At 33.9% G+C, this 24,330-nt stretch carries 18 protein-coding genes; 1 reads left to right on the top strand and 17 read right to left on the bottom strand.

All coding sequences use genetic code 11. The annotated features are described in order from the left end of the window. Positions 1–54: 54 nt before the first annotated feature. From BM383_RS09950 to BM383_RS09860, 17 genes are all read right to left on the bottom strand, one after another. The gene (locus tag BM383_RS09950) at positions 55–714 is read right to left on the bottom strand and encodes an HIRAN domain-containing protein (RefSeq protein ID WP_093024987.1); all 660 of its coding nucleotides are present in this window, start codon (positions 712–714) and stop codon (positions 55–57) included. After that, complete coding sequence (locus BM383_RS09945; protein WP_093024986.1) at positions 711–1,805, bottom strand: HipA domain-containing protein; 1,095 nt, start codon at positions 1,803–1,805, stop codon at positions 711–713. Before BM383_RS09945 ends, BM383_RS09950 begins: the two co-directional genes overlap by 4 nt. Before the next feature lie 91 nt (positions 1,806–1,896). After that, on the bottom strand, positions 1,897–4,335 hold the full coding sequence (hsdR, locus tag BM383_RS09940; RefSeq protein WP_093024985.1) for an EcoAI/FtnUII family type I restriction enzme subunit R: 2,439 nt from the start codon (positions 4,333–4,335) through the stop codon (positions 1,897–1,899). A gap of 1 nt (position 4,336) precedes the next feature. After that, complete coding sequence (locus tag BM383_RS09935) at positions 4,337–4,705, bottom strand: hypothetical protein (RefSeq protein ID WP_093024984.1); 369 nt, start codon at positions 4,703–4,705, stop codon at positions 4,337–4,339. Continuing rightward, a complete protein-coding gene (locus tag BM383_RS09930; RefSeq protein ID WP_093024983.1) occupies positions 4,702–5,928 on the bottom strand; it encodes a restriction endonuclease subunit S in 1,227 nt (408 codons plus the stop codon). The genes BM383_RS09935 and BM383_RS09930 overlap by 4 nt, the downstream gene beginning before the upstream one ends. Continuing rightward, the gene (locus BM383_RS09925) at positions 5,925–7,409 is read right to left on the bottom strand and encodes a class I SAM-dependent DNA methyltransferase (RefSeq protein ID WP_093024982.1); all 1,485 of its coding nucleotides are present in this window, start codon (positions 7,407–7,409) and stop codon (positions 5,925–5,927) included. Before BM383_RS09925 ends, BM383_RS09930 begins: the two co-directional genes overlap by 4 nt. A gap of 47 nt (positions 7,410–7,456) precedes the next feature. Next, a complete protein-coding gene (locus tag BM383_RS09920) occupies positions 7,457–9,970 on the bottom strand; it encodes a GmrSD restriction endonuclease domain-containing protein (protein WP_093024981.1) in 2,514 nt (837 codons plus the stop codon). Beyond that, positions 9,963–11,855, bottom strand: coding sequence for a DUF262 domain-containing protein (locus tag BM383_RS09915; protein ID WP_093024980.1), 1,893 nt, complete (start codon positions 11,853–11,855; stop codon positions 9,963–9,965). Before BM383_RS09915 ends, BM383_RS09920 begins: the two co-directional genes overlap by 8 nt. A 128-nt stretch (positions 11,856–11,983) precedes the next feature. Continuing rightward, positions 11,984–12,712, bottom strand: coding sequence for a transglutaminase-like domain-containing protein (locus BM383_RS09910; RefSeq protein WP_093024979.1), 729 nt, complete (start codon positions 12,710–12,712; stop codon positions 11,984–11,986). Continuing rightward, entirely contained in the window at positions 12,713–13,378 is a 666-nt protein-coding gene (locus BM383_RS09905; protein ID WP_093024978.1) for an OmpA family protein, read from the bottom strand. 1 nt (position 13,379) lies between these two features. Continuing rightward, positions 13,380–15,035: a hypothetical protein gene (locus BM383_RS09900; RefSeq protein ID WP_143106396.1), complete on the bottom strand. Its 1,656-nt coding sequence runs from the start codon at positions 15,033–15,035 to the stop codon at positions 13,380–13,382. A 25-nt stretch (positions 15,036–15,060) separates the two neighbouring features. Continuing rightward, positions 15,061–15,771 carry a hypothetical protein gene (locus BM383_RS09895; protein WP_143106395.1) on the bottom strand — a complete coding sequence of 237 codons (711 nt, stop codon included), beginning with the start codon at positions 15,769–15,771 and terminating at the stop codon, positions 15,061–15,063. 13 nt (positions 15,772–15,784) lie between these two features. Next, entirely contained in the window at positions 15,785–19,183 is a 3,399-nt protein-coding gene (locus BM383_RS09890) for a cell division protein FtsA (RefSeq protein ID WP_093024975.1), read from the bottom strand. 11 nt (positions 19,184–19,194) lie between these two features. Beyond that, a complete protein-coding gene (locus BM383_RS09885) occupies positions 19,195–20,676 on the bottom strand; it encodes a hypothetical protein (protein WP_093024974.1) in 1,482 nt (493 codons plus the stop codon). A gap of 1 nt (position 20,677) precedes the next feature. Continuing rightward, positions 20,678–21,103: a hypothetical protein gene (locus BM383_RS09880; protein ID WP_093024973.1), complete on the bottom strand. Its 426-nt coding sequence runs from the start codon at positions 21,101–21,103 to the stop codon at positions 20,678–20,680. A 10-nt stretch (positions 21,104–21,113) separates the two neighbouring features. Next, complete coding sequence (locus tag BM383_RS09875) at positions 21,114–22,544, bottom strand: hypothetical protein (protein WP_143106394.1); 1,431 nt, start codon at positions 22,542–22,544, stop codon at positions 21,114–21,116. Positions 22,545–23,137: 593 nt separating this feature from the next. After that, positions 23,138–23,827 (bottom strand): hypothetical protein, encoded by a 690-nt coding sequence (locus BM383_RS09860; RefSeq protein WP_093024970.1) that lies wholly within the window; start codon positions 23,825–23,827, stop codon positions 23,138–23,140. 331 nt (positions 23,828–24,158) lie between these two features. Between BM383_RS09860 and BM383_RS18830 the strand changes: the two genes are divergently transcribed. Continuing rightward, positions 24,159–24,323 (top strand): hypothetical protein, encoded by a 165-nt coding sequence (locus tag BM383_RS18830; RefSeq protein WP_177229102.1) that lies wholly within the window; start codon positions 24,159–24,161, stop codon positions 24,321–24,323. The last annotated feature ends 7 nt before the right edge of the window (positions 24,324–24,330 follow it).

The following is a 24,330-nucleotide window of genomic DNA, read 5'->3' as shown; positions in this document are numbered from 1 at the left end:
AGTTGGGAAGTTAGAGAGTGGGAAAAATTACTAGCTCTCAACAACTACTTAATGCTATAAGCTTACTTTCAAAAAAACTCTATTCAGTACTCCATTTTTTTCGATACGATGTACTGTTACATTGATTTTCTTTTTTTTGTTGGCTTTATGGAATATTTTATTGTGAATACATTTTATATAGCCTAAACGGACTCCATTTTTACTAACTTTTACTGCATCTTTATCATACTCATTATTATTTTCTAGTTGGTAAGATAAACTGTCTCCTACCTTTAAGGTATCGGCAGGTATTTGAAGTTTGGTTAATCCAGCTATTTCAGTAATAAATGATAAATTTTTTTTAGGGTTGAAGTCTGCCAAAAACTCAAAATTATCAGTAGGTAATAATCCTTGAGTATACGCTAACATGTAAAAATCGTCTTCCTTATATTTAGGATCAATTTGCCAGAAATCGTAAAAGTTTTTGATATCGTTACGCTCTGAACGCATGATGCGTTGACCAAAGATCTCTAAAATATTTTCTGTATACACTTTGTTAGTATCGGGAAAACCTTCATAATAACCAAAGCCTAGTTTTTTTGCTTTATCCAAGCCTTCCTGAAGGTATTCAAAGCGGACACCTTCGTTAATATTACGTTTAATTATACCTATAGGTATACGTCTGGAACCTTTCCCCTTACGCCAAATTAAAAATATGTTCCCTATGCTTTTCAAAGTAAAGAAGTCAACTTATTAAAACGCAAAGTTATTAATTTAATCATCAATTTTTTCCTCTCATCTGAAAGTTTGTAAATATTTAACTGATCTGGCAAATTTTTATCGATGTTATTAATTATAAACTCTATATTTCTTTCCTCGTATTTTTTTGAAATATTGTGTAATACAATAGATATACTTTCAGCATAATCTTTCTGTAACAATTCTAATAATTCAAAGTGATTTACTTTGCCTTGTTTTCCTCTCCAATGTACTTCGGACTTTCCCCTATTAATGTATTTATCTATCATTGGGGGATTTGCAAGCATCTTAATTACTCTCTCATCCAAACATTCCCTTCCTAAACAACATCCACTATCATAAATTGGAGCAAACTCATTTCTAATTCCAGATTGTAATTTCAATGCATTCTTAAAAAAGAAATTTGTGTTGTTGAATAATTGTAGTTGATCTGGAATATGACTAAAAATTACTTTTACATACTTTATCAAAGTTCTTTTAATGAAATTTTGACTTTTATTTAGTTCTTGTTCAATCTCCTCATAAAACTCATTAAAGTATGTGATTATTCCCCAATTCTCTTGATGCCTGTCTGAATTTCCAATTAAAGCATCAAAGACTAACATTTCAATAAAATTTTCTGTTACTCCACCTAACTTAAAAAAATTCAAAGTTTCTAATATAAATTGAAAGGTATAGTGAGTTTTATCTTTTTCAGGATTGTATGATGAATTTTTACCGGTTAAATAGACAACACCCTCTGTTAGATTATTTGTTTCATGACGTACCATAGAAGCAGATAAACAACCTACTTGTTGCACTCTATTTTTATTGAACGCAATATTATAGTCCAAAATATTGAATCCTAAATATGCTCCTATTTTAGATGATGCTATTTCTGACCAGAATTCCATTGGATATCTGATTTCTCCAGATGCCAATTCTTTAGATCCTTTGAAAAAATGTTGAATATCTGTTTGAGGATCCTTAACAATTTGCTTGCTTCGGGTTCCTGTTGTGTTGGTATATATTTGGTCTTCCCAATCTGAAATATCAGTAAATGTTGGTATGTATTTTTCGATATTCAACTAACTTAAATTTATTTAACTGTCAATTAACTTCGGAGGTTTCAAAAGTTCGTTTGTTTGGACTTGTAAACTTTGTGTCCTCTAATTGGTTTTATATTCCTGTTTGGTATAGCCCTTTTTGGAAATTAATGAACAATTCTCTTATTGATTTGATATCTCCTAATTCTTTTTTGGCATCTGTGATGCCTTTATATTTTAGCTCTATTAAATCAGGTAGTTTTTCTTCATCTAGCTCATTCACCCCTTGTTTTACATATTGTTCTAAAACAAAATTGATGAATTCTTGTTGTTTGCTATTGTACTGCGCCAAATTACTTTTAGCAATTGCGGCACGTTGCAGTCTAGGTATTTGTTTGCTTTTGTAGGCTACATAACTTAGCACATCATAAATGTCACTGTCTTCGCCATGAACTAGTTTTTTTAAGTCTTCTAACTGGCTGGTTGCATACCCTTTTTCACTAAGAGCAGTCAGTAATTTTTTTCTAGTACCAGGAATGCTCCAAATGTTTCGCAATTCATCTTCATCTCTAAAGAACTCCGGTAAATCTTTAAAAAGCTCCTGAATAAAATCATCTGAAGACATAGGATCACCTGTTGCAGGGTTCCAAAATGTAGTTTTTACTGTTGCGTCAATTTCTCTGGCTTTATTATCTGAAAAGGTAACCTTAATTAATTGGCGTGGTTCTTCATCACACACACATGGATCGTTGTCACAAATAGGGCAAACGTAATCAGGTTCTGGTTCTTGGGCACAAATGCATGGACTAACACCACAAAGACTACAAATTTTAGGTTCTCCCGGTGGTTTAGGCATTTCTGGAGGTAATGGATCGCCGTCCCATTCCGGGTCTTTGAAATGCTTGTGTGCTTTTACAAAATCGAAAATGGTAAAATATTCTTTTTCATCGAAAAGACGAGTTCCTCTTCCTACAATTTGTTTGAACTCAACCATAGATTCTACCGGACGTAACAATACGATATTACGGATTTCCGGAGCATCGACACCTGTACTTAGTTTTTGAGAAGTAGTAAGTACTGTAGGAATGCTTTTTTCATTGTCTTGAAAATCTCTTAAATGTTCTTCTCCTCTATTCCCATCATCGGCTGTAACCCGGTGGCAATAGTTTGTGTTGCCTACTTTTGTATTTTGATTGATTACATCTCTTATAAAAGCAGCATGCTCCTGGGTAGCACAGAATACTAAAGTTTTGTGGTTTTGATTGATCAATTTTAAAAATGTACGAACCCTAAATTCCTCTACCTGCTGGATGATTATTTTACGTCCGTAATCTTTATAGGTGAATTCATCCCCAACCTTTGCAGCTCCACTTACAATTGTATCATCTGGCGTAACCGTATATTCATCATAATTGGTTTGAATCTCTTTTACTCTAAAGGGAGTTAAAAATCCATCGTTGATTCCTTCTTTTAATTTGTAACTGTAAATAGGTTCTCCAAAATACTTGTAGGTATCTGCATTTACATCTCTTTTGGGAGTAGCTGTTAACCCAAGTTGTACCGCTGGTTTGAAATACTCTAAAATGGTACGCCAAGAACTTTCATCGTTAGCACCACCACGGTGGCATTCGTCTATAATGATGAAATCAAAGAAATCTTGATCGTACTGCCCAAAATTAAAATCTTCTACACTATGTGTAACCGTTTCTTCTGTTTCCGTTTCTTTGTTTTGGTTGGCTGTCATAAAGGTTTGGAAAATGGTAAAGAAAATGCTACCATTTGTAGGAACCTTTCCTTTTTTTCGAACCTCTTTAGCACTTATTCTAACTTTGATATTTTCGTCAATGGTGTCAAATGCATTGAAGGCATTAAAAGCCTGATCTGCTAAAATATTCCTATCTGCCAAGAATAAAATACGAGGTGCTCTGCTCGCATCTCTTTTCAAATTCCATTTGGCATTGAATAATTTCCAGGCAATTTGAAACGCAATAGCCGTTTTACCAGTACCTGTTGCCAGTGTTAGCAGTAACCTGTCTTTTTTTTCTGCTACCGCTTCTAAAACTTTGGTGATGGCGTTTTGTTGGTAATATCTTGGTTGCCATGTACACCCTCTGTCTTCAAAAGGCACAGCAAATAAGCGTTCTTTCCAATTGGCTATTTCTATTTTATAGTCTTCTTTAGGAGTAGGAAAGGTCATTTCCCACAGCTCATCGGGTGTAGGAAATCTGGCAACATCACCTTCCGTTGCCTCTTGCATGTCTACCCCATAAATAAGAAGCCCATTGGTACAATAGGTGTATCTAATGTTTAAACGATTTGCATACTCTTTGGCCTGTACCAAACCTAAAGTGTAGTATTTATCACGAGCTTTGGCTTCTACCACCCCAATGCGACGGTTTTTATATTCCAGCACATAATCGGCTGCTAGCGCCCTTTCTCTTTTATTTCTTCCCTGAATGCGCCCTTGTGTAATAGGGAACTCCAAGCGTAAGCGACTCCCCTTCACAATACCCCATCCTGCTTTTTTAAGAGCAGGTTCAATTAAATCGTGTTTGGTTTGTGCTTCGTTCATGTTACTTTACAATTTTATACTTTCTACTAGAAACTGGAAGCATTACCCCTGCCTGCTGAAAAAGTAGTCCTATGGCATGTACATAACAAGGTTTGTTGTTGTATTCTTTAGGGTAATACGTGTTAAATATAGCTTTTTCGTAGCCATTTTGTAGCGAAGCCTTAAAAACTTTTTGTAACATACTCATGGGAACATTTATAAAAGCGTTTGCCCCTACCTGAATTTGAAACCCTACTTCATTGTAGTTGCTACAATAAAAATCCGGTATATGTTTCACTATCTTGTATTTACTTTTACCAGAACTGTCTAGCGATTTGTTTGTAACTACAATTTTTTCTTTTAGTAAGATTTCTGCTTGTGCCCAATTCATAATGCTATATTTTTTGTTAGTTCTCCTGTAAACGCTTTTTGTAAAAGGGATTTTTTAAGGTCTTCTAAGTTGGCAAGTTTTTGTTGGTAGTGTGATTCGATTTTGCTTTGATTCGAATCTAATTTTTCCATTAGCTTAACAAGTTCATTTTGTATGGTTATTGATTTAGGTTGTACTATTTTAAGATTAGCCAATATTTTGCTCGAAACGTTAGGAAATGTTGAACCTGTTCCCAAATCATAAATAGTTTGTTGATTACATCTTATGAAAAAATTAATCCATTTTTGGCTTTTCACATTCCTTATTGCTGCAACTCCCCTGCCAATACAAGCTTGAAATCCTGCAATATTTATTCTACCAGTAGTAGAACCTCTGACACATAGGATTAAATCACCTTCTTCACAAAGCTTCGTAGGTTGAGTTGTCCATTTACTCATAACGGTTTTAGAGAAAGGTTCGTTTCCAAATTCAACAGGCCCATTAATGAGAGCCGTTCCAGTTCCTTCTGAATTATAAGAAGTTCCTTTTGGGCTTTGCCCCATTATAATCTCACAAACTTCACCCAAAGTCTTCTCTTCCCAATCATCTCCTTTTTGATTAAATATCTCATTCAGTTTAGATTGAAACAACTCTTTCGCATTTTCAATATTTTTCTCAATATTGGCTTGGGCTTGGTCTATGGCTGCAAAGGCTTTATCGAGTATCGCTACTATTTGTTTTTGTTCGGAAAGTGATGGGATTGGGATTTGCAATCTACCTAAATTGGTTTGTGATAACGTAGGTGTTGCTGCTCCGCCTATAATAGATTCGACTTTCTTTTTAAAATTTAATGTAGTTAAGGAATAATACAAAAATCTGTTATCACATTTCAAATCTTTAAAAACAACAAATTGAGGATTAATCGTAGCTTTTTCGTCAAGATTTTCAACAAGTGCAACCTTACCATAAGTAGAACCCGTTTTAACAAATAGAATATCGCCCTCAAAAACCATTATTTCAGGAGATTCTTCATACTTAAACCAAGAAATATAAGTACACTTATCTAAATTGAATTGATTATTAATAATATTAGAAGGGCTTAAAGTAATTGCTCCTTCTCCCTTTTCAACCAAGTCCTGTTTTGTATATCCTCGGTAGCCAATTCTACCTTTTATTGTACACAAATCATCTAAATTTTTTATATCCCAACCCTTCGGCAGGCTCAGTACATCGCCTTCCTTCATATCAACTCTTTAATTTGGTTCAAAATTGAACTCGTTTCTTTATCCAATCTCTGCATTTCTGCTAAAATCTCCTTTGGGCTTCGCAAGGGTGCTTCTTCGGGTGTGTTTGGGTTTTTTGGGGAAAGGTCGAGCGTATTCTCGTCTAAATCATTCACGTTAAATAGCCAAGATTTTTCGGTTTCCAACTTTGCCTTTTCGCTTCTCGACTCCGCTCGAAGTGACAAGCTTAGAGAAACAAACTCTTCCATATCCTTGTCATTCAAAGGATTGGTTTTTCCCATGTTTCTTCCGGCATCCAATTGGTAGTACCAGATGTTTTTGGTAGGTTCGCCTTTGGTAAAAAACAACACCACCGTTTTAACGCCTGCACCAGTAAAGGTACCTGCCGGCATATCGAGAATGGTATGCAGGTTGCAACTCTCTAATAAGTGCTTACGTAAAGACACAGAAGCATTATCGGTATTGCTTAAAAAGGTATTTTTAATAACAATAGCCGCACGGCCACCTGTTTTTAAACTTTTGATAAAGTGCTGCAAAAACAGTGAGGCTGTTTCCCCTGTTTTGATGTCAAAGTTTTGTTGTACTTCTGGTCTTTCTTTACCTCCAAAGGGTGGATTGGCAAGAATCACATGGTAACGGTTCTTCTCTTGAATATCGCGTATGTTTTCGCCTAATGTATTGGTATGAATAATGTTTGGTGCTTCTACTCCATGTAAAATCATGTTCATAATACCAATGACATACGCTAGGTTCTTTTTCTCTTTACCAAACAAGGTGTCTTCTTGTAGCGTTTTGAGATTTTCGGTGGTCTTTTCCATGCGATTGTACAAATACTCATACGCTTCACATAAGAAACCACAAGAACCTGCTGCACCATCATAAATCTTTTCGCCCATTTGTGGGTTTATGACCTGAATCATAGCACGAATTAAAGGACGTGGCGTATAGTATTGCCCGCCGTTACGGCCAGCATTTCCCATGTTCTTAATTTTAGTTTCGTATAAGTGACTCAGCTCATGTTTGTCTGTAGAGGCTCTGAAAGGTAACTCATCTGCATATTCCAAAATTTCGCGTAGGTTGTACCCACTCTGAATCTTATTTTTAAGTTCCGAAAAAATTTCACCTATTTTGTACTCAATTGTTTTTGGATTTTCCGCCGTGTTTTTAAAATCTGCCAGGTACGGGAACAACTTAGTGTCTACAAAGCGCACCAAATCGGGTCCGGTCATAGCTTTGTGATGGTCTAATTTCCCATCTTCATCTTTAGGCATTGCCCAATTTGGCCAACGGTATTCTTCTTCCAGAATAAAATTATAAGTTTTGCCAACTAACTCAGCTTGGTCTGCTTTGTCTCTTTCTAATTCATCTAGATACCTTAGAAATAGTACCCAAGAAGTTTGACCAATATAATCTAATTCGCTATCTGATCCGGCGTCTTTCCACAAGACGTCGTCTATATTTTTAAATGTTTGTTCAAACATACTTTTACAAAAATTGAGAAGGCTAATATAGGAGTTTTTGGCTTTTTTTAGGCTATTACATTGTCCTCATTGAAAGCTGTAGCGCTATGATTGATTTTGTTTAGGGTTTCTATTACTGCTGCTATTTTGTTGTCTGTTTCTTTGTATGCAATACCACGAAGCACGAGTCCGTAGTCCTCGACAAAATGAAAGTGGTGATCCTCCTCTAAACTAGATTGAATAAGCGGATCCATAGCTGCTTCACCTCTTCTAATTGCAAATCTTAATTCTATTCCATCATGATTGTAATAGATATCTATGTAATACACTAACTCTTTAAATTGCCATTCATCTAAAATGGCGCATGGTCTCATGTTTCCTCTTTCTCCATGGTAATACCAGAACTTTGTAAAAGGTGGATACTGATTTTGTATTTGCGGTTTGTGTGTTTTATAGAAATAATATGAACGGAGTTCGGCTTGTCTTGACGAATTTAAAGACTTGTTTAACAGGCGTATATATTCATCGTTTGTTTTGGTAAATATGGCTTCCTTGCAGTAGGCTAACATTTCAGGATGGTCTAACATCATGAACTTCCAATTTGTTGGATCTTCTTTAAGTTCTTGCTTTTTGTTATTGATGACCTGCTGCATACCTTCGGTGGTAGCGTTGGTTTTATCTAAAAGCTCTTTTAAAACTTTTCTCTTGGTTTCATCTTTGAATAGTTGTCTCCAGTTTTCATCTCTATCCCTAGAAGTACCTTGTACGGCTTTGTAAAATTTAAAACGATCTCCGGTTAATGCTGTTAACCAGCTATCGTTAGTATCAAAGGCGAAAAATGTACATTGTATAATGTATTGATCTGAATAGAGATTCTCTTTAGAAAAGAGTTTGGCCACTTTGTGATAGTAATTTTTGAAGAGTACCGGATCTTCTTCCGCCATTTCTAAGATAAAATTGATTTGACCATAAAAGTAGGTATGGTTTTCGGCCTCTATTACTACCTCTTGCCAAAGCTCTGGATTTGTGTTGATGAGCTTTAACTTTCTTACCTCTTCATGTTGTTGGGCTGTATTGAAAAAGTTGATCCATGTTTTATCTGCTTCTACATTCCAATTTGCTAATGTATTTATATTTAATACATACTCTGTCTTCAGTTGATGCAAAGCTTTGACGGCAGGTATGTAAGCTAGCTCCCCATCTATTCTTGAATTGTAAATGATATTTCTTGCTACCCTTAGCCAGTTGTATAAATCCTTCTCAAAGGCGCTTTTATCATCCAATGTATATAGTTCTATAAACCTAATTACGGCCACTACGAAGGTTTTGTTGTAATACGAAAGATCATGAAAATCAGCGAGTAACAACTTAGTGAATTTGATGTCATTTTTATAAAAAGGCTCACCCCATACCTTTTTGACCGTTTCATCTATGGTATTTTGCAGTATTGTTAATTTATTTAAAACTGTAAAAATGTATCGTAAGGAAGTTGTAGAAAACACTTTCTCTTTTTCGTAGGTGGCAGTGGGTGTAAATACATTGGGATTTAAAATTTTCAACCATTCGCGCTCCCGAACATACTTCTGTACTTTCTCTTTCTCTTGCTTTTCCTCTTTGCTGATCTTGTGAATAACCGCTAAGTTCTTAAAAAAAGCCAGGTAATTTACATCTACATCGCTTACTTTGTCTTTTGTTTTCCAAAACAGGTCGAGCCATTCTTTATCTAATTGATTAACCCAATCGAAGTCGTTCAATTCAGTATCTTCTTTGTGTTTTTTTTCAAGCCAAGCTCTGAAGTTTTCAAAATCTGTGAGTCCTTTCCCTCTGGCATTCATTTTAACATACAGGTCTTCCTCAAAGCCTTCTTCCTGTATATCGAAAAAATCGAACTCTATACAATTTGTATTTGAGAGATTATGCCATGCTTTACCAAAATCTATTGGTTTTTCTTTTACTTGTTCGTCTATTTCGTCTAACATGACTAACATTCCCGCTACCGTTGGATCTTTTTTCCATGAAGTATAGAACCACGACTGATCTTTGATTGCATCAGATAGTTTTTCAGCATGTTCTTCATTAATGATTTGATACCTCTCTGTTAATTGGGCTATAAACGCTTTGCTGCTTTCCCTAGTCTTATAGCTAAACTTTTTTAGTTTTTCCAAGCTATTCCCGGATTTTGCCGCTATGTACAGGTGTACTAAAAATAAGGTAGTTAAGCGCTGTTGGCCATCAAAAGGGATTAATACATTGGTATCACTTTTGGTAACTGGTTTTGGAGCAACAGTACTAGTAAAACTAACCCCTGTATTTTCGCTGTACTCTTTGAGTACCGATAACATTTGTTCCAGGCTCTGTTTGCTCTTGTTGAAATTGGCTTGATTGGTAGGATCTACAGATTGGCCAAAAACAAAGTCAAGGTTTAATTTTTTGTTTTGTGAAATTGCCTCTAAGATGTCTTTTACAAATTTTATTCTGATAGCTGTTACCCTTTCTGAAGTACGCCCTTGAGCATAATCTCTTTGAATTTCAGGTATCTCAATATTACTTTTATCTACTAAATCCCAGAATGTTTTACTCATGATTTCCTTGCTTTTGTGGTAAATAGGTTGTTAATAATGTTTCTATGTTTTTGGTATAGTCCTCAGCATCGGCAGCTGACCAAAAACTAAGTGAGATGTTACCATCAGACGTATTGGTGGTTTTTTTAAGAAAATTATTGACCGTACCTAACGGGATGTATGTTGCTGTTTTTTTATCTGTAACACTTCTCTCTGAACCGTCAATTATGATCTTTCTTTTTTTAGAGAAACTTTTGTTACCAATACTACTATTCGTAATCTTATCTAACAATGCAAGGTTGCCAATGCCATGTAGCCCTAACTCCTCGTTTACCTCTTCTGCAAACTCTCTTAATTTTTCAGCAATGTCATTTGTGATTTTTCCCTCTTTTTCTTCTTTCTTAAGAAGTTCTTCTATTTCATCAATTTTTTGTTTTTTCTCTTTCAGGTCTATTTCATTGTCCATTCTTTTTTTATAATCTTCTAACCAATCCATTGCTTCTTCTCGGTTAGTTAACTTTGCTGGATTTTGTGGGTGAATGTGCTCTATACTCCATTGGGTATCATTTTGCTGGTATAAGTTGAATGGAAACCGTTGTCCAGGAAAATTGGCTTCTATGAGTTTAATGTTGTATAACAGTAATACATCGTTGCACTGTTGGGTGCTTTGGTTATAATCTAAATTTTCTAAGCTGTATTCTTTGATTCTTTTCTCATTTCTAGTAACCTCTCTATCAAACAGTTCTTTGATTACATCATTGAAATATTTTTTGGTCTCTGATTTAGTTTTTTTAGCTGTTTTGTCGATCAATTGCTCAATAGTCATGTGATTGCTATTGACGATAAACCCTATTAAGTGAAAGACTTCTACTTCCTCGAACCATTCTTTTAGGCGTTGAAATATTCTTTTGATTGACTCCCAATTCCTATTTTCTTCTTCTGTGTACACTTCATAGGTATCCTCTTCACTTTTTCTTCCTTTCGCACTACAATCCATTTGGAATAATTTGTCGATACGCGTATCAAAACCGTTTTGATCACTATTGTTTATAAAGAACCATAGTTCATCATTGTGTAACTCGTTTTCTATACTATCCCATTCATTTGCAAACTTTTGTTTACGCATGGTTTTGATATCCCAAGCTTCTTCACTTTTGTCTATATCTCTAATGAATAAGGCTTTGATAAGTTCGGCACTTGAAAGCTTAATTTTACCTGCATTCATGTTGATAAAAAAGTCTTCTACTGTCTGTTGTCCACGTTGTTCTATTTGTACCGGATGCCAGATGATATAGGTTTGGTTTACTAGTTTGTTGTGAAATATTTTGCGCTCTTCTCCATTTTTATTGTTGAGCCAAGCCGTAATGGTGAGGTAAGCTTGAAATATATGGTAGTTGTCTATATTGTCTTCATCTCTATACTTTTCACAAAAGTTTTCCCATTGTTGATCGATGAAAGTCTTAAAGTTTTCATTGATGAAGAGATTGCTAGTATCTTTTATAGCCTTAGTAAATTCTTTTAAATGATCCTTTTCTTTGATGGCTTTTAGAAAGACCTTCGTTGTTTCTCTAGTGTTATAGCCTAAGTTATAGCTGTTAGTTCCATTTATAGCAAAGTTATTTTTCAACGCTGCCTGTATAAGATAGATTGTAGTGCTGCGTTGTTGCCCGTCTATAAGTTCCCAACATTTGTCCTCTCTAGGCGTTACTGCAAGTGGTTGAATGCAGTATTTTTTATCTTCTGCTACTTCGTTGATGTCTTCTAGAAGGTGCTTGATCTGAGTGATTCCCCAGCGATAGCCTCTTTGATAACTCGCAACATAAAATGAATCTAAGTCTTGATGTGTATTTAGTTCATTTATGGTGAGTAAATCAATTTTATGTAGCTCTTTTTTTTCGTTACTCATTGCAATTTTATTATTGGTTGATTGATACTGTTTTGTATCATTCTGTAGTATTTTTAAGTATTGTAAATATACCTAACTTGTGGTTGTAAAAAAAGGGATGTTCGACTCTTTTGCATAACCATAAAAATCTAAATTCCTGTAAGTATTACAGCATCTTGTAGGTATTTATTATGTTCTTCTGCTTTGAACCAATCTAGACTAACCCAGTACTGCCCCATTACGAGCCGATAATCATAATTTTGTAATGCCTGAGAATGTATTTGTTGTTTTTCAATTAAAAATTCGGCAAAAGCATGTCCTCCATCTTTGTTATAGCCTGCTACTACCCTAGCTTCTAATCCTATTTGTTTGGCAAAAGACGCTAGCAGAATGGCAAAATCATCACAATCTCCAGTGTATTTGTTTTTATATTTTAAAGCTAGTGTAGCTTCTGCGGATCGCCAAGTATCCTTGCCTGTTTGAGGATCGTTTACATAATGCCAATGCTCTTGTACATATGCTTTCATGGCTGTAATTTGCTCTAATTGATCTGAAGATGTATTTAGGTCTATGGTTAATGCTCTTACCTCTTTTACCACAAGACCTTCTACCTGAATAAGATTGCCTTGCGCTTTGGGGATGTTGTTTTCTATTAAATGCTTGTTGATTGATTTTTGTTCTTCAGGCGTTACAATATCTTGAATGTTTTCTTGATTTGGCTCTTGCTGTTTTTTTATTGTTTCAGGAGAAGGAATCGCAGCCTTTTTATTTGCTTCTATTCTTGCTTCTTTTACTTTAATAGCTCTTCCTGTTTTAGAGATTCCCTGGCATGCTATTAACAAACTGGCAACTATGATGAGGAGTACTTTAATTTTCATTTATTTACTATCTATTAATTTACCTACTTTAGAAGTTATTTGAATTGTAAAACGTCTGTTATTTTCTTCGTTTTCAGTATCTCTCGATTGTCCAAAGTATCCACTACCAGCCAAAATAACCTCGCATTGGTTCCCTAGTTTTCTAAAATCGACCCCATTTGATTTCCAGTAGTTAAAAAGAGCTAATGCCCTCTTGTAGCTTAGACGGTAACCTACATTGGGCATTGTTTCGTAATTCCATATATTGCTGTAATAGCTTCGTTGTGTATTCCCTTCAATCACTAATAAATAATCAACTTTAGGATTTTTTTCAATCATTTTTTGAAGCTTTGAATAAAGGTCTTTTCCTGCATTTAATATTTCTATTCTTTTATCTATGGCGATATCGGTTATTTTATCACTACTACTATGAAATTTGACATCTGTTTTCAGCTTGTATCGTTTGTTTTCCTGGTCAAATTCAAAATAAGCTTTGTCAAGTGAATTTAGAGCCTGTTGGATTTCTTCAATTTTTTCAAGTTTCACTGCTTTTGTTTGGGCGCTGAAGAGTTCTATTTTTAATACTGAAAAGGTAACCACATATAGCACTAACATGATAAAGAATAAACTCGTCATTAAATCGGAGTAACTTACCCAGAAGAAATTGGTTCTTTTTGATTTAGCCATCTTATACCAATGAATTATAGATAAACAACACGCCACAAACAATGATGATGGTAAACGCAATCATTTTTACAATGAATTCTGACCATTGCCGTTTTGACATTTTGGTTTCATTATATTTTTGAGGCACTTGTACTTGTTGTGTGGTGTAAGTAGGGGGCTCTTGCCTCCACTCTATTTCTTTGATAGCTTTTACTTGCTGAGCGGTGCCTTCTTTGAAGGTTTGAACTATATTGTTTTCTAAACTGTTTAATTTGGAGTCGATGGCATTTAACTTCTCTAAATTGTTTAGTTTTTCAAATTTAGGACGTGCTAGTTCAAAAGCTTCTGTAGTTTTATCTACTTGATGTTGAATGGTTGCGTTGTAACCATCGATAGCGTTGGTAAAAGCATTGTTTAATTTGACATCGTAGGTGGCTACAGATTCATTTAACACTTCAAATTGTTTTTCAACTGATGAACCTAATGCTCCTACAGCTCTAGCCATTTTTTGATCTGTGTCTGCGATGGCTTCATTGATAGCTTCGCTATAGTGCTCAAAAGATTTTAAATGTTGGTTAAAGAAAATTGTAGCATCGTTGCCCAAATGTATGTTTTGTTTTAAACCTTCTAAGACCGCTCCAAGGTTATCAGTATTTTTGATAAACATCTCTAATTGAGATATGAGCTTTGTGGTATTGAGCAATGATCTGTCGAGATTTTCATAGTACCCGGCAAAATTTTCAAAGGAAATCATCATTGATTCTAACTTTTTGAAAATGTCTATGTTTGCCTTTGATAGTTTTTTGATATCTAAGTCTTGAACTTGTTGCAGGAGCATTGCTTCGTTTTGTAGGTTTTGCTTTGAGCCTTTGACTATCTTATCTAAATTTTGAATGGCTGATACTGTGTTTTTAGCAAAATCATCTAGTTTGTTAGCTAAGACATCAATCTCAGGTAATCTAGATCGGTTCATTTTGGGCATTAACTCTGACTGAATTAATGAAAGTAGTTTGTTCTTATCCTTTTCGTTATCAGTTTTAGCGTTTTTAAAACCCCAAACAGACAAGAGTGTGGTGCAAATAAGCCCGAATACACTGGCAACCATTGCTGTTTTAACACCATCTAATAAAGGCTGAAGTTTGTTTAGGGCTTCTTGCGTAGATACATTTTCAGTATCATTTCCCTGAATTTGTTCTATTGTTTGCAGTTGACTGTTTGTTATTATGCTGTTGTTGTCTGCCTTAAAATTAATTGAAAAGAGTCCCAAAATTATTCCTAACATTGTTGCAGCCAAACCAATATATAAAGGAGCATAAATTCTATTGTGAATTTCTTCCTCTATGATGTCAACATTTCTGTCAATGATATCTTTTAAGATGTGAAAATCGACCCCTATACCTCTTGTTTTAGTTATGTAGTTGTTTATAGGCTTTATCATGTTGCCTAGTCTGGTATCAGGTTCTTCATCAGAGAGCATAGCGAGTTCTGTAGCCTCTTGAAAATATTCTTCTTCCTCTGGATTTTCGACTTCTTCCTCTAGATCGACTATGTATTTACTATCATCTGATACTTGTTTTTTTATCACCTCTGGAAATGGTCTGAAGAAATTTTTAAAGGTTCTAATTTTAGACCAAAGTGCAATGGTTATGTATGCCTGAAACATTAGGCATATTAACATTACTATTATCTCTATTGAAAAATCTTTAAACATATTTGATATGTATTTTATCAGTTACCACCCAATCTTGTGCTTCTAAGATTACTTTTCCCGGTTTGCAATTGACAATTCCATTAGCTTTTATATCATGGGCATTTTCGGCAATACACACTAATTCTAAGTATTTTTTTGGAGAGTTTAATGCCACTTTAAAATTGGCGTCTTCAAGAATTTTAATTGCACCCGAATTTTCTTCACTATCTAGTTCTATTACGTAGAGCGAAGTTTCATTTCTTTCCTTTTTACTATCTTCAACTGAAAACCTTAATTCTTCAAATGGAGAAGGTAGGTATATTTTTTCTTTTGAGATTTGCTTGAACTCTACCACATTAGGTTTTTCATCAGGATATAAAGGAGTATCTACTTCTTTAGGTTTACCGGTGTTGCTGTTTTCTTGTGGCTTGTTTGCTTCTTCTTTAACGTGTTTTTCTACTGTTTCTAATTTCTTTTTTAAGTCTTCATTTTCCCGAATTAGGTGATCTTGTTTCTGTTTTTGATTGTGACTCCTATTTCTATACGTTTTGAACTCTCTCTTCAAGTTTTTTAATTGTTTCTTGGTACGCATATAGGTTACAAAACATACTATGGTTATCAATATAGAGGTTACAGTAATGGATATCCATATAAGATTATTGGATGCATGGTTTACCTCTGTTACTTCCTGAGCTAGTAATACATTAGCTATTGTTATATACATATATTGCATGTTACTAGTCGTTTTCAGTTAAGGCTACTGCAATGTTGTATAACAACCCTATTATAGGATAGAAAAATAATGTTTGAGCAACTTCATCTTCCTCTTGTGCATCTATACTCAATTGACTGATTCCCGTTTTTAGAAAATCGAGTTGATCATTGGCTCTTAATTCTTTAAAGGTATCCATGGCTTTGTTAGACATTCCAAATTGATCTTGAAAACCAATTTTGGTATAGAGTTCTTCAAACAAGTCGTAAAAGTTTGAAGTATTTTTTACAATACCCTTTAAGTACTCATCATTTAGATCTTTATACTTTACTCCTTCACTTTTACTTTTGGTTTGCACAGAAGGTTTAGAAAAATTACCTACATTGACATGGATTAACTCTTTGTAATCTAATTGTTGTACTTCTTTTTCCTTTTCGATTTCGATGCCTCCTTTACAAGTAATTTCTTTAGGAGTTCCTAAAGCTTTGATATTAATGTTTGCATTATCATTGTTATCGAAATGATTAAATATTTCTTCCGCTAATTTTTTAATATTTGATATTTTGGATGATTTATCTAAAGAATTTAGGGTCTTAGAACCAGTACCACTAAAAACGATGTTGCGTGGTGCAGGATATCCTTTCAATTTCATTAACTCAGCAATATGATAGAATATAGCTGTGTAATACAGAAGAAATATGATTTTGAAGTCATTGTCTTTGTAGAGAATATTATCAAAATCAATTTGGATATTTTTGCTTGAAAGATTCTTATTTTCTTTCAACGAAAAGAAAAAGTTTATTAAATCAGTTGAAGATTGATACTCTGAAAATATTGTATTTAATATTTCCAGTTCGTTTTTACAGTCATTGTCTGATAGTTGCTTGTAAATAACATTCTTAAATCTTTTTACAAAACCGTTGGCATTTATATTGCCATTGAACCCATCACCAAAAATGGCATTACCTGCAAATCTAAAACTATTGATCAGTTCTGTTTTTCCATTGTTATAGATCATCACATCGGTTGTTCCACCCCCTATGTCAATAGCAACCGAAGGCTTATCTGAAACGGGGATTCCTTCTTTATTTTTGTAATAGTAGAAAGGAGTAATACTTTCCGGATAATCTTTAAGGAATGAACAATCACTAACTCCGAATATTTTTTGATAAGATTCTTCCCAAACGTTCCTTAAGCTTTGGAGGTGAAAAGGAGTCATGCTAACAGGATAAAACCAAATAACCTTGGTTTTCTTTACATCTCCTTTTTGTTTTAAAACTTTTGTTTTACAAAGTAGCAGCAGTTCTTCTATATAATGTTTTAGTTTTTTTTCATTATCTATTTCATTAGACCACTTTAAATTATTATTTGGACGTAAGTAGTTTTTTAGAACGTTTACTTCATAATCAAAACCTATGTTAACATGCCCAAATGTGTATGTAGGTTTGCTAAACGAGATATCTTGGTTTTGCAATAAACACGATCTGAAAGGAATACTTACCAATTGATCCTTCCCAAAATGGTATGGTATTGTTTCCTGCAAAAGGTAATCTTCTTGAGCAGTATTTATAGTACGTTCAGCCTCTGTACGCAAGCTTTCTGAGCTAGGCTGAAATAATAATGCTATTTGTTCTTCTTTCGGTTTTATGGCAAAAGGATTGGCATCTCCTTTCCCCTCAATTGCAAATTCGATGTGTGTATTCGTGGTTCCAAAATCGATTGCAAATTTGTATGAATCACCTCCTGTTTCCTGAACCTCTTCCCTAAGTGGAATTAAGTAATTAGATACATCACCATAGTTAATCACCAAAGCATCAAAAGGTTCGGTAGTATTGGTGTGCATTGTAAGATACGGATCTTTACCTCTTACAATACTATTCATTTTAGATTCTGGTAATTGTTTGCTGATTGTATCAGAATAAAAATGAATTTTTATAGGATTTGCATTTTCAGGATTTAAATCTACCATTCCCACATCTGTGAAGGGATGACTAGAACTTTTAATGTTAGGATATACCGATACCGACAATGTTTTCTCTATAATAATTCCTTTTCCTGTACCAGGCTCTAGTGAGGCCTTTGATTTTGTATTGTACAATTTAGAATATGTTATGTGACCTTTTTTAATTGGAATTTTTAGATTGACTTCTATGCTATCTAATCCTCTTTCTGTGCATGAAATTAGCTGTTGATCGATTATATCTTTTACAGAAAAGTATTGAAAGAATACTTTGTTTAGCGGGATTAAAAACTTATTAGCTCCTACAACTAGAAAATCTTTTGAATTGATATCGAACGGTAATTTTACTATATAGTTGGAAAGAAAATCATCCTGAGTTAGATACGGATATTGATCCCCCTGATCTGGTAATATTCTATTATCGATTGCAGTTTTGTCAAAAAAGGGAACGGTGGTTCTTTCGTTCCAATCATTCGTCGTGTATTTCAGTTTTTTATTAAAAGGTCCGGTGGGTAGTACTAAAGGTTTGTATTTATGAACGTGTTTGGTTGTTTTAATAACAAAATCACTGTTGTTTTCTATTACCTTACTATCTTCCTTAAATTGTTTTACACCAATGCCTCTAACTATTTCAATGGGTTGCCCATCTTGATTATTAAAATATACAGGCTCAAGATCTTCTAAAAATTTTTGACAATCCAGTATATTCAACTCATCGAAGAGGTTATAATCTACCTCTTTTATTTTATCAATTGTTATTTGTAGATAGTTGTAAAATTCAGGGAACAGTGTATTGAACCCAATTTGATCAATTCTTGATTTTGAAAGTGCGTATAAGTATTTTATATAATTTTTTTCTCTTTTATAAAGCGGTAATATTTTATCATCTAACATTCTATCTTCCCCAAAAAAGATATCAGTCTCTGGCGCATCTGGCGCAGCAAAAAATAATGTTCTTGGAGACGTAGCGCCAATGATTTGATGCTTGTATTTAAGAATGTATATTTTGTCAAAAACATCAAAATTGTATTGACTACTATCTTGATTTAGAAAAAGTTTAATTGTTTTACCAAAATGTTGATGTGCTTTGTTATGCGTGTCTAATAACCTATTCAAGCTATCTTCGATATCCCATTGCACTAAGCTTAAATACTTCTTATGTCTATTGTAATTGAAGAAAATTTGTCCAATATCTAATGCATCAGATACTAACTTATGATAGTCAGACACTGCAGCCCTACCATTTTTTATATTTCCATCTATATTGGTGTTATTAATGGATTTAAAAGCAGTTCTAACCAGATCGACTCTAGCGAAAGGACTAGGGATTGAAGTCGGCATTTTTTTACCATCTCCACCATCTGTATTGATACTGTCGATGATATTGTCATTTAATGGACCTGAAACAAACCAATCTTCCAATTGAGCCCCATCTTGATGAATTCTATAAACTTTGTTAGCCATGGTATATTGATTTAGTTCATTAATTGTTTGATATTTTTTTGAATCACATCATCGAATACTTTTATGAATCGAGCATTGCTTTCCTCACTATCATACTTTTTAGATTTAATAGCCCCATTTAAGTCTGCTATTAAATTGTTTCCGCTTAATTGCTTTTTAATTCCTATTTTACCTAAGATTCCTTCTTTATTGTTTAAGTCTTTTACAAAACCTTTTAAGGTTTCATGTGTAACATTAGTATGAAATGGTGCAAACGACACATCATTTTTTTCCATTTCATTCAGCCATTCGGTAAAATATGCTACAAATTTTTCTAGATATTCTTTGTAAAAATCTTTCGTATAAAAGGAGTTATCAATTCCATCTCTTTGATTATTAAAGGGTCCTTTATTTACTTTTAATTGGTCTAAAGAATGTTCAAGAAACAATGAGAATAACGTTAAAGCTGATAAAGGATGTTTAATACTATCCTTTGTTTTTGAACCAAGTAGATTGTATTTTAAAGATTTTCCGTTGTTCTGAAGCGTTCCGAACTCTTTCATTACTGTAGCACCATTTGATTGCTTGCAGTGATTATTCGTAAAATCTATAATAGCTAAGGCTCCTGCTAATTCAAGAAAATGTGCCGGATTTTTTTGATTCTCTTTTCCTTCCGCATATGGGATGCTATTATTTGAAAAATCTCCTAAGTAATAAAATGCATTTAGACTGTGTTCATCTTTAAAAATAGCATGTTCATAATAACTTAATGCTGCTTTAGATTTACTCATGAATGTACTAGAATCGATATCCTTGTTACCTCCTGCACTTTCAGGTATACTGAAATAAGGTAAATAGGTAATTGCACCAATTGGAGCTTGACTTATTATTTGGGAATTTAGTACTGCTGAATCGTCTAATCGAAGGTTTTTTAATAACAATGGAAAACCGGAGGCACCAGTACCACCGAATATTGAGTTAATAATAAAAATAGCATCCCCTGGGTTAAAAGAATTTCTAAATTCCTTATCTTCATTTGTAGATGAAAATGTATTTAAAACAACACTTCCTATATTTGGATTCCCTTTAAACCCTACAGTCATATCAGCCTCTTTATTCTCTTGACTAAAGAGTAAATCAAATAGCGCTTTATTATCATCGTCCATACCGTTATAATCAATGAACTCTCCAAATTTTTGACCTGTGTGTGCTAAACTGTAGATAAAATTGCTTGATATATTTTGATGGTTTTCATTTAATAATTCTTTAAGCGTTTTTATTTTAGTACCAAATAAATTTTCAGCTTCATTAGAATTTTTCTGTATATGTTGGTATTTGTTTAATATGTCTGTAGTTCTGTTTAAGTCTCCATTTGCAGCATCAGGGTCTATTACCATTGGAATTATGGTGTCAAAATCTGCGTGGGGCTTTACGCCTGATGCTAAAAGGAATGTTAATGCCTTTATGACTCTAGAACCCGTGCCACCAATTCCGAATATGTATAATTTTGCCATTTTAGAAAGGGTTATGTCGGTTATTTTTACTAATGAATTTAAAAGGGAACGGTATGAGTATAAATATTATAAATACTACTGCTCCGTACAAAGCTGTTACAGCTGCAGTTTTTAATATGAAAGATTCTATACCCGGAAGATCCTGATTAACCAAATATTCTGTAATTTCATTATTATTGGTTATTAGAATGTAAGCTATTCCAAATATCAAACCTATGTTTATAAGTATAGTTATTAGAAAACTAAAGGTTTGTTTTGCTACTGGATCCCAGATTTTATAAAAGACCAGTAGTGAAAGGCATGTTGTTGCTAATATTATAATACCAAGCCACAAATAATCTTTATTGACAAACAAAGCTGTCATAAAATCCTGGTTTGTATCATAATCAAAGAAAAACTCATATAATAATGAAAAAAAATCGTTCATAATAGAAGTGTTATAAATTGGTTGTTAGTTTGATATTGGTAATTGATTGTTCTTTGGATATTTTCTTGTAGGCCTCTTCAATACCATACATTAGTTGATCAAAAGCGTAGGTAGTATTGGTGTCTCCCTCAATATTACAGTCATCCATAGTACCTGTTTCTAGAATCCATTGAGGTAAGTTTCTTATCAATTCAACATTAATGTTTCCAAATAATTCTTTATGACCTCTTAAAACGATGAGATAATCTGGCTTAATATTCTCTTTTGACAATAGCTCAATTGCCTTTAGAGTTTTGGAATTTTTATTTAGATCTTGAACAGCAAGAATATTTTGTATTTCAAAATCTGTTTTACCATTGATTTTATAATTAGAAGCATCTAAAATGTAGGATTTAGGAAGATTTACTTTTGAAAGATCTATAGCTACTGCAAATTGAATAGCATCATTTGGTGTGCCTTTGAATTTGCTACTCTCTTTTTCTAGGTCCTCAATGGCATGTTTCTGATTATAACCTTTTTCTACAGCTTTGAAACTTCCTATCATTTCATCTCCTTTTGTAAGAATTGTGTATGGAGTATATAAACCACGTGTGGTGACAAATCGATTTTGAGCAACATACCCTTTCAATTCCTTTAAAACAATATATTGCTTAAGTGCCTTATTTATACTGTATTTATTACCAAATAGGAAAATATAATAGGGACGTTTTTGATCTATTTTGGTTCTTTTTCTACACTTTTGGCCATAATAAATACCTGTATAATTCGATTCCATTTTAAGTACTACTGTCTCTATAGATTCATTTGATAGGGCTTCTTTAAAGTCTTTTGCTATGTCAATTGTAATTAGATCTAAATTATTATCTCCTGATTTTGGAGAATAGATTCCATCTGTAACTAGTATACTAAGACCATTATTTGCAGCCCTTTTAATGGCCTCTTTGAATATATATTGGTGGTCTGTATTTCCTGTTCCCTTTGTTTTAATATCCCCTTTTTTAAATCTCTCTATGATATTATCTTGTGGATATAATTGTGTATTCACAAAAAAGCCTTGGGTATTTTCTTCTGGTAATGCAGTATAAATGCGATAAATATTTTGGCGAAATTCAGGATCGCCAATGTATCCATTCATGCTTGCAGAGTTTTCAAAAAAGAAAGATACTTTTTTAAGTGTATCTCGCTTTGCATAAAACCAATCTAACTTTTCTTTAAATAAACTTGGGTTTGTAGTGCTTTTAAAAGTGAAAATGGAATCTTCTTCCCTATCCCACATTATCTGTTTATTCGAAGTAATATCATTTTCTAAGCGTGATATAAAACTACTTAAATCAGCTTTTCTGATATGCATATCAATTTTATCACTTTCATATTTACAGCTACTCAACCCCAAAATTATTACAAGAGCATACAAAGCAGTATTCATTTTAAAATAGGACATAGTTGGTTTTATTTTTTCGAAAATTAATTAGAACGTTTTATACTTCCTTACGGTTTCCCGTAAGGAATTGATACTAAGTTGTTGTTATTTAGAGGACAGAACATAATAATATTTATATGGCCGTAACTCACACACCCACGGGAATTGTCCATAAGGGACAAAAAGGCGGTACTACAGGCTGTGGTACTGACACGAAGGATCATCCAGCTCATTGGATAAACACTAGTGCAAAAATCACCTGTACTAAAAATGGCTGTAAATAAACAGTAACTAAAAGCCATGGATTAATTTCTATGGCTTTTACATTATGCTATCTTTATACTTCAATAAAGTCATTTTAAATGAAAACATATCTATACAGCATTGTAGGAGGTTTGTCTCTTCTGGGACTGACTGCTTTTACCTATCAGGAGCTAAGTTCTAAGGCTACTGGGACTGCAACCAATGTATTTATCTGCACAGGGACTTCAAGTAAAAAGTATCACTACAAGAAGAACTGTAGAGGCTTGAATGCCTGTAAAAGCGAGGTGAAACAAGTGTCTTTAACTAATGCTAAACAGCTGGAACGTACGCTGTGTGGTTGGGAAGATTGATTACGGACAGATATATTTTTTGATCATATACCGTGTAATGGGTTTTAGTGGTTTGCCTGTTACAGGATGATCTCCTCTTGCGGAAAAGAACTCGTATTCTTTGTTTGTTGCTTTTCCGTACCAAATAAGTGGCTTATCGGTCCCGGTAAAAAAGATGGTTTGACAATTGGGATCTACTCTTTTTAGGTTTTCGATTGTCTTTGCATTGAACATTTTTAGCTCTCCTATTTTGAACATTTCTCCATTGAAGGGTACTTCTTCATAATGATCTTGTTTCCAAGCCATCCAATGCTGTTCTTTCTCTTCTAAACCAATCCATGAAATTAATATTACTAACAAAGCGAGTACTCCAACCGATTTGGCTCTATGCTTGCTATAAAAGCCCTGCGCTCTGTCTTTGAGTGTTTGGGCTTTTTTTGTCTTTAAGGTTACGTAATCTGAGTAATTGCCATACCCCAAATAGTTGCTTAGGGCATTTGCAATAGGTAGTCTAAAGGTTACTTCATCTCCTCCTAGGGCCTCTTCTCTTTTGTCTCTAAGTGTACGGCCCGTATACGTATCTCTAGCTCCATTCTTAGTTGTAATCTCTTCAATGATATTGCTAAGTTCTTCTCCAGATCTGGTATCTGAGTACTCCGGATGTTCTTCTTTCAGTTTGTTGAATACTTCAATGAGTAGTGTTCCATACATAAGCCTAAACGTTATGATTATAAAAGTACAATTTATTTGAGGGAAATGTTTGTGAAAAACATTTCCTGATCATTTCCTTACTATTTCCCGCTATTCTTTGCGGATTTTTTTTCATTTGATCCAAGAATTGAAAACAACAGTATATCAATTCTATACGATGGATTTGTAATAGTGAAGACACTATTTGGGAAGGTAGTTGATGCCCTATTATGAATCAAAGTACTTCCCGTTTGTGAGGCCTCACATTTTTAAAAATGTCGCTCAAAGCGACCCAGAATTTTTATGTCAAATTTTTAAAAATCATTACAAAATGAAGAAATTTTATGTACTTATGCTTACGGTTTTCCTCAATGTTCCATTTTTCTATTCTTGTACCCCTGATGCTGCGAATGCAGATGATTCGCTCTACACCGAACAAGCGAATACGGGTGATGATGATGGAGAGATACTGCCACCTGAAGAAGATGATTGTGATGACCCTGACGGTTGTTCCTAAGCTCTAT

Origin of the sequence: Pustulibacterium marinum (assembly GCF_900116665.1) — a bacterium.
GTDB classification, from domain to species: domain Bacteria; phylum Bacteroidota; class Bacteroidia; order Flavobacteriales; family Flavobacteriaceae; genus Pustulibacterium; species Pustulibacterium marinum.
This window is presented reverse-complemented; position numbering and strand designations above follow the sequence as displayed.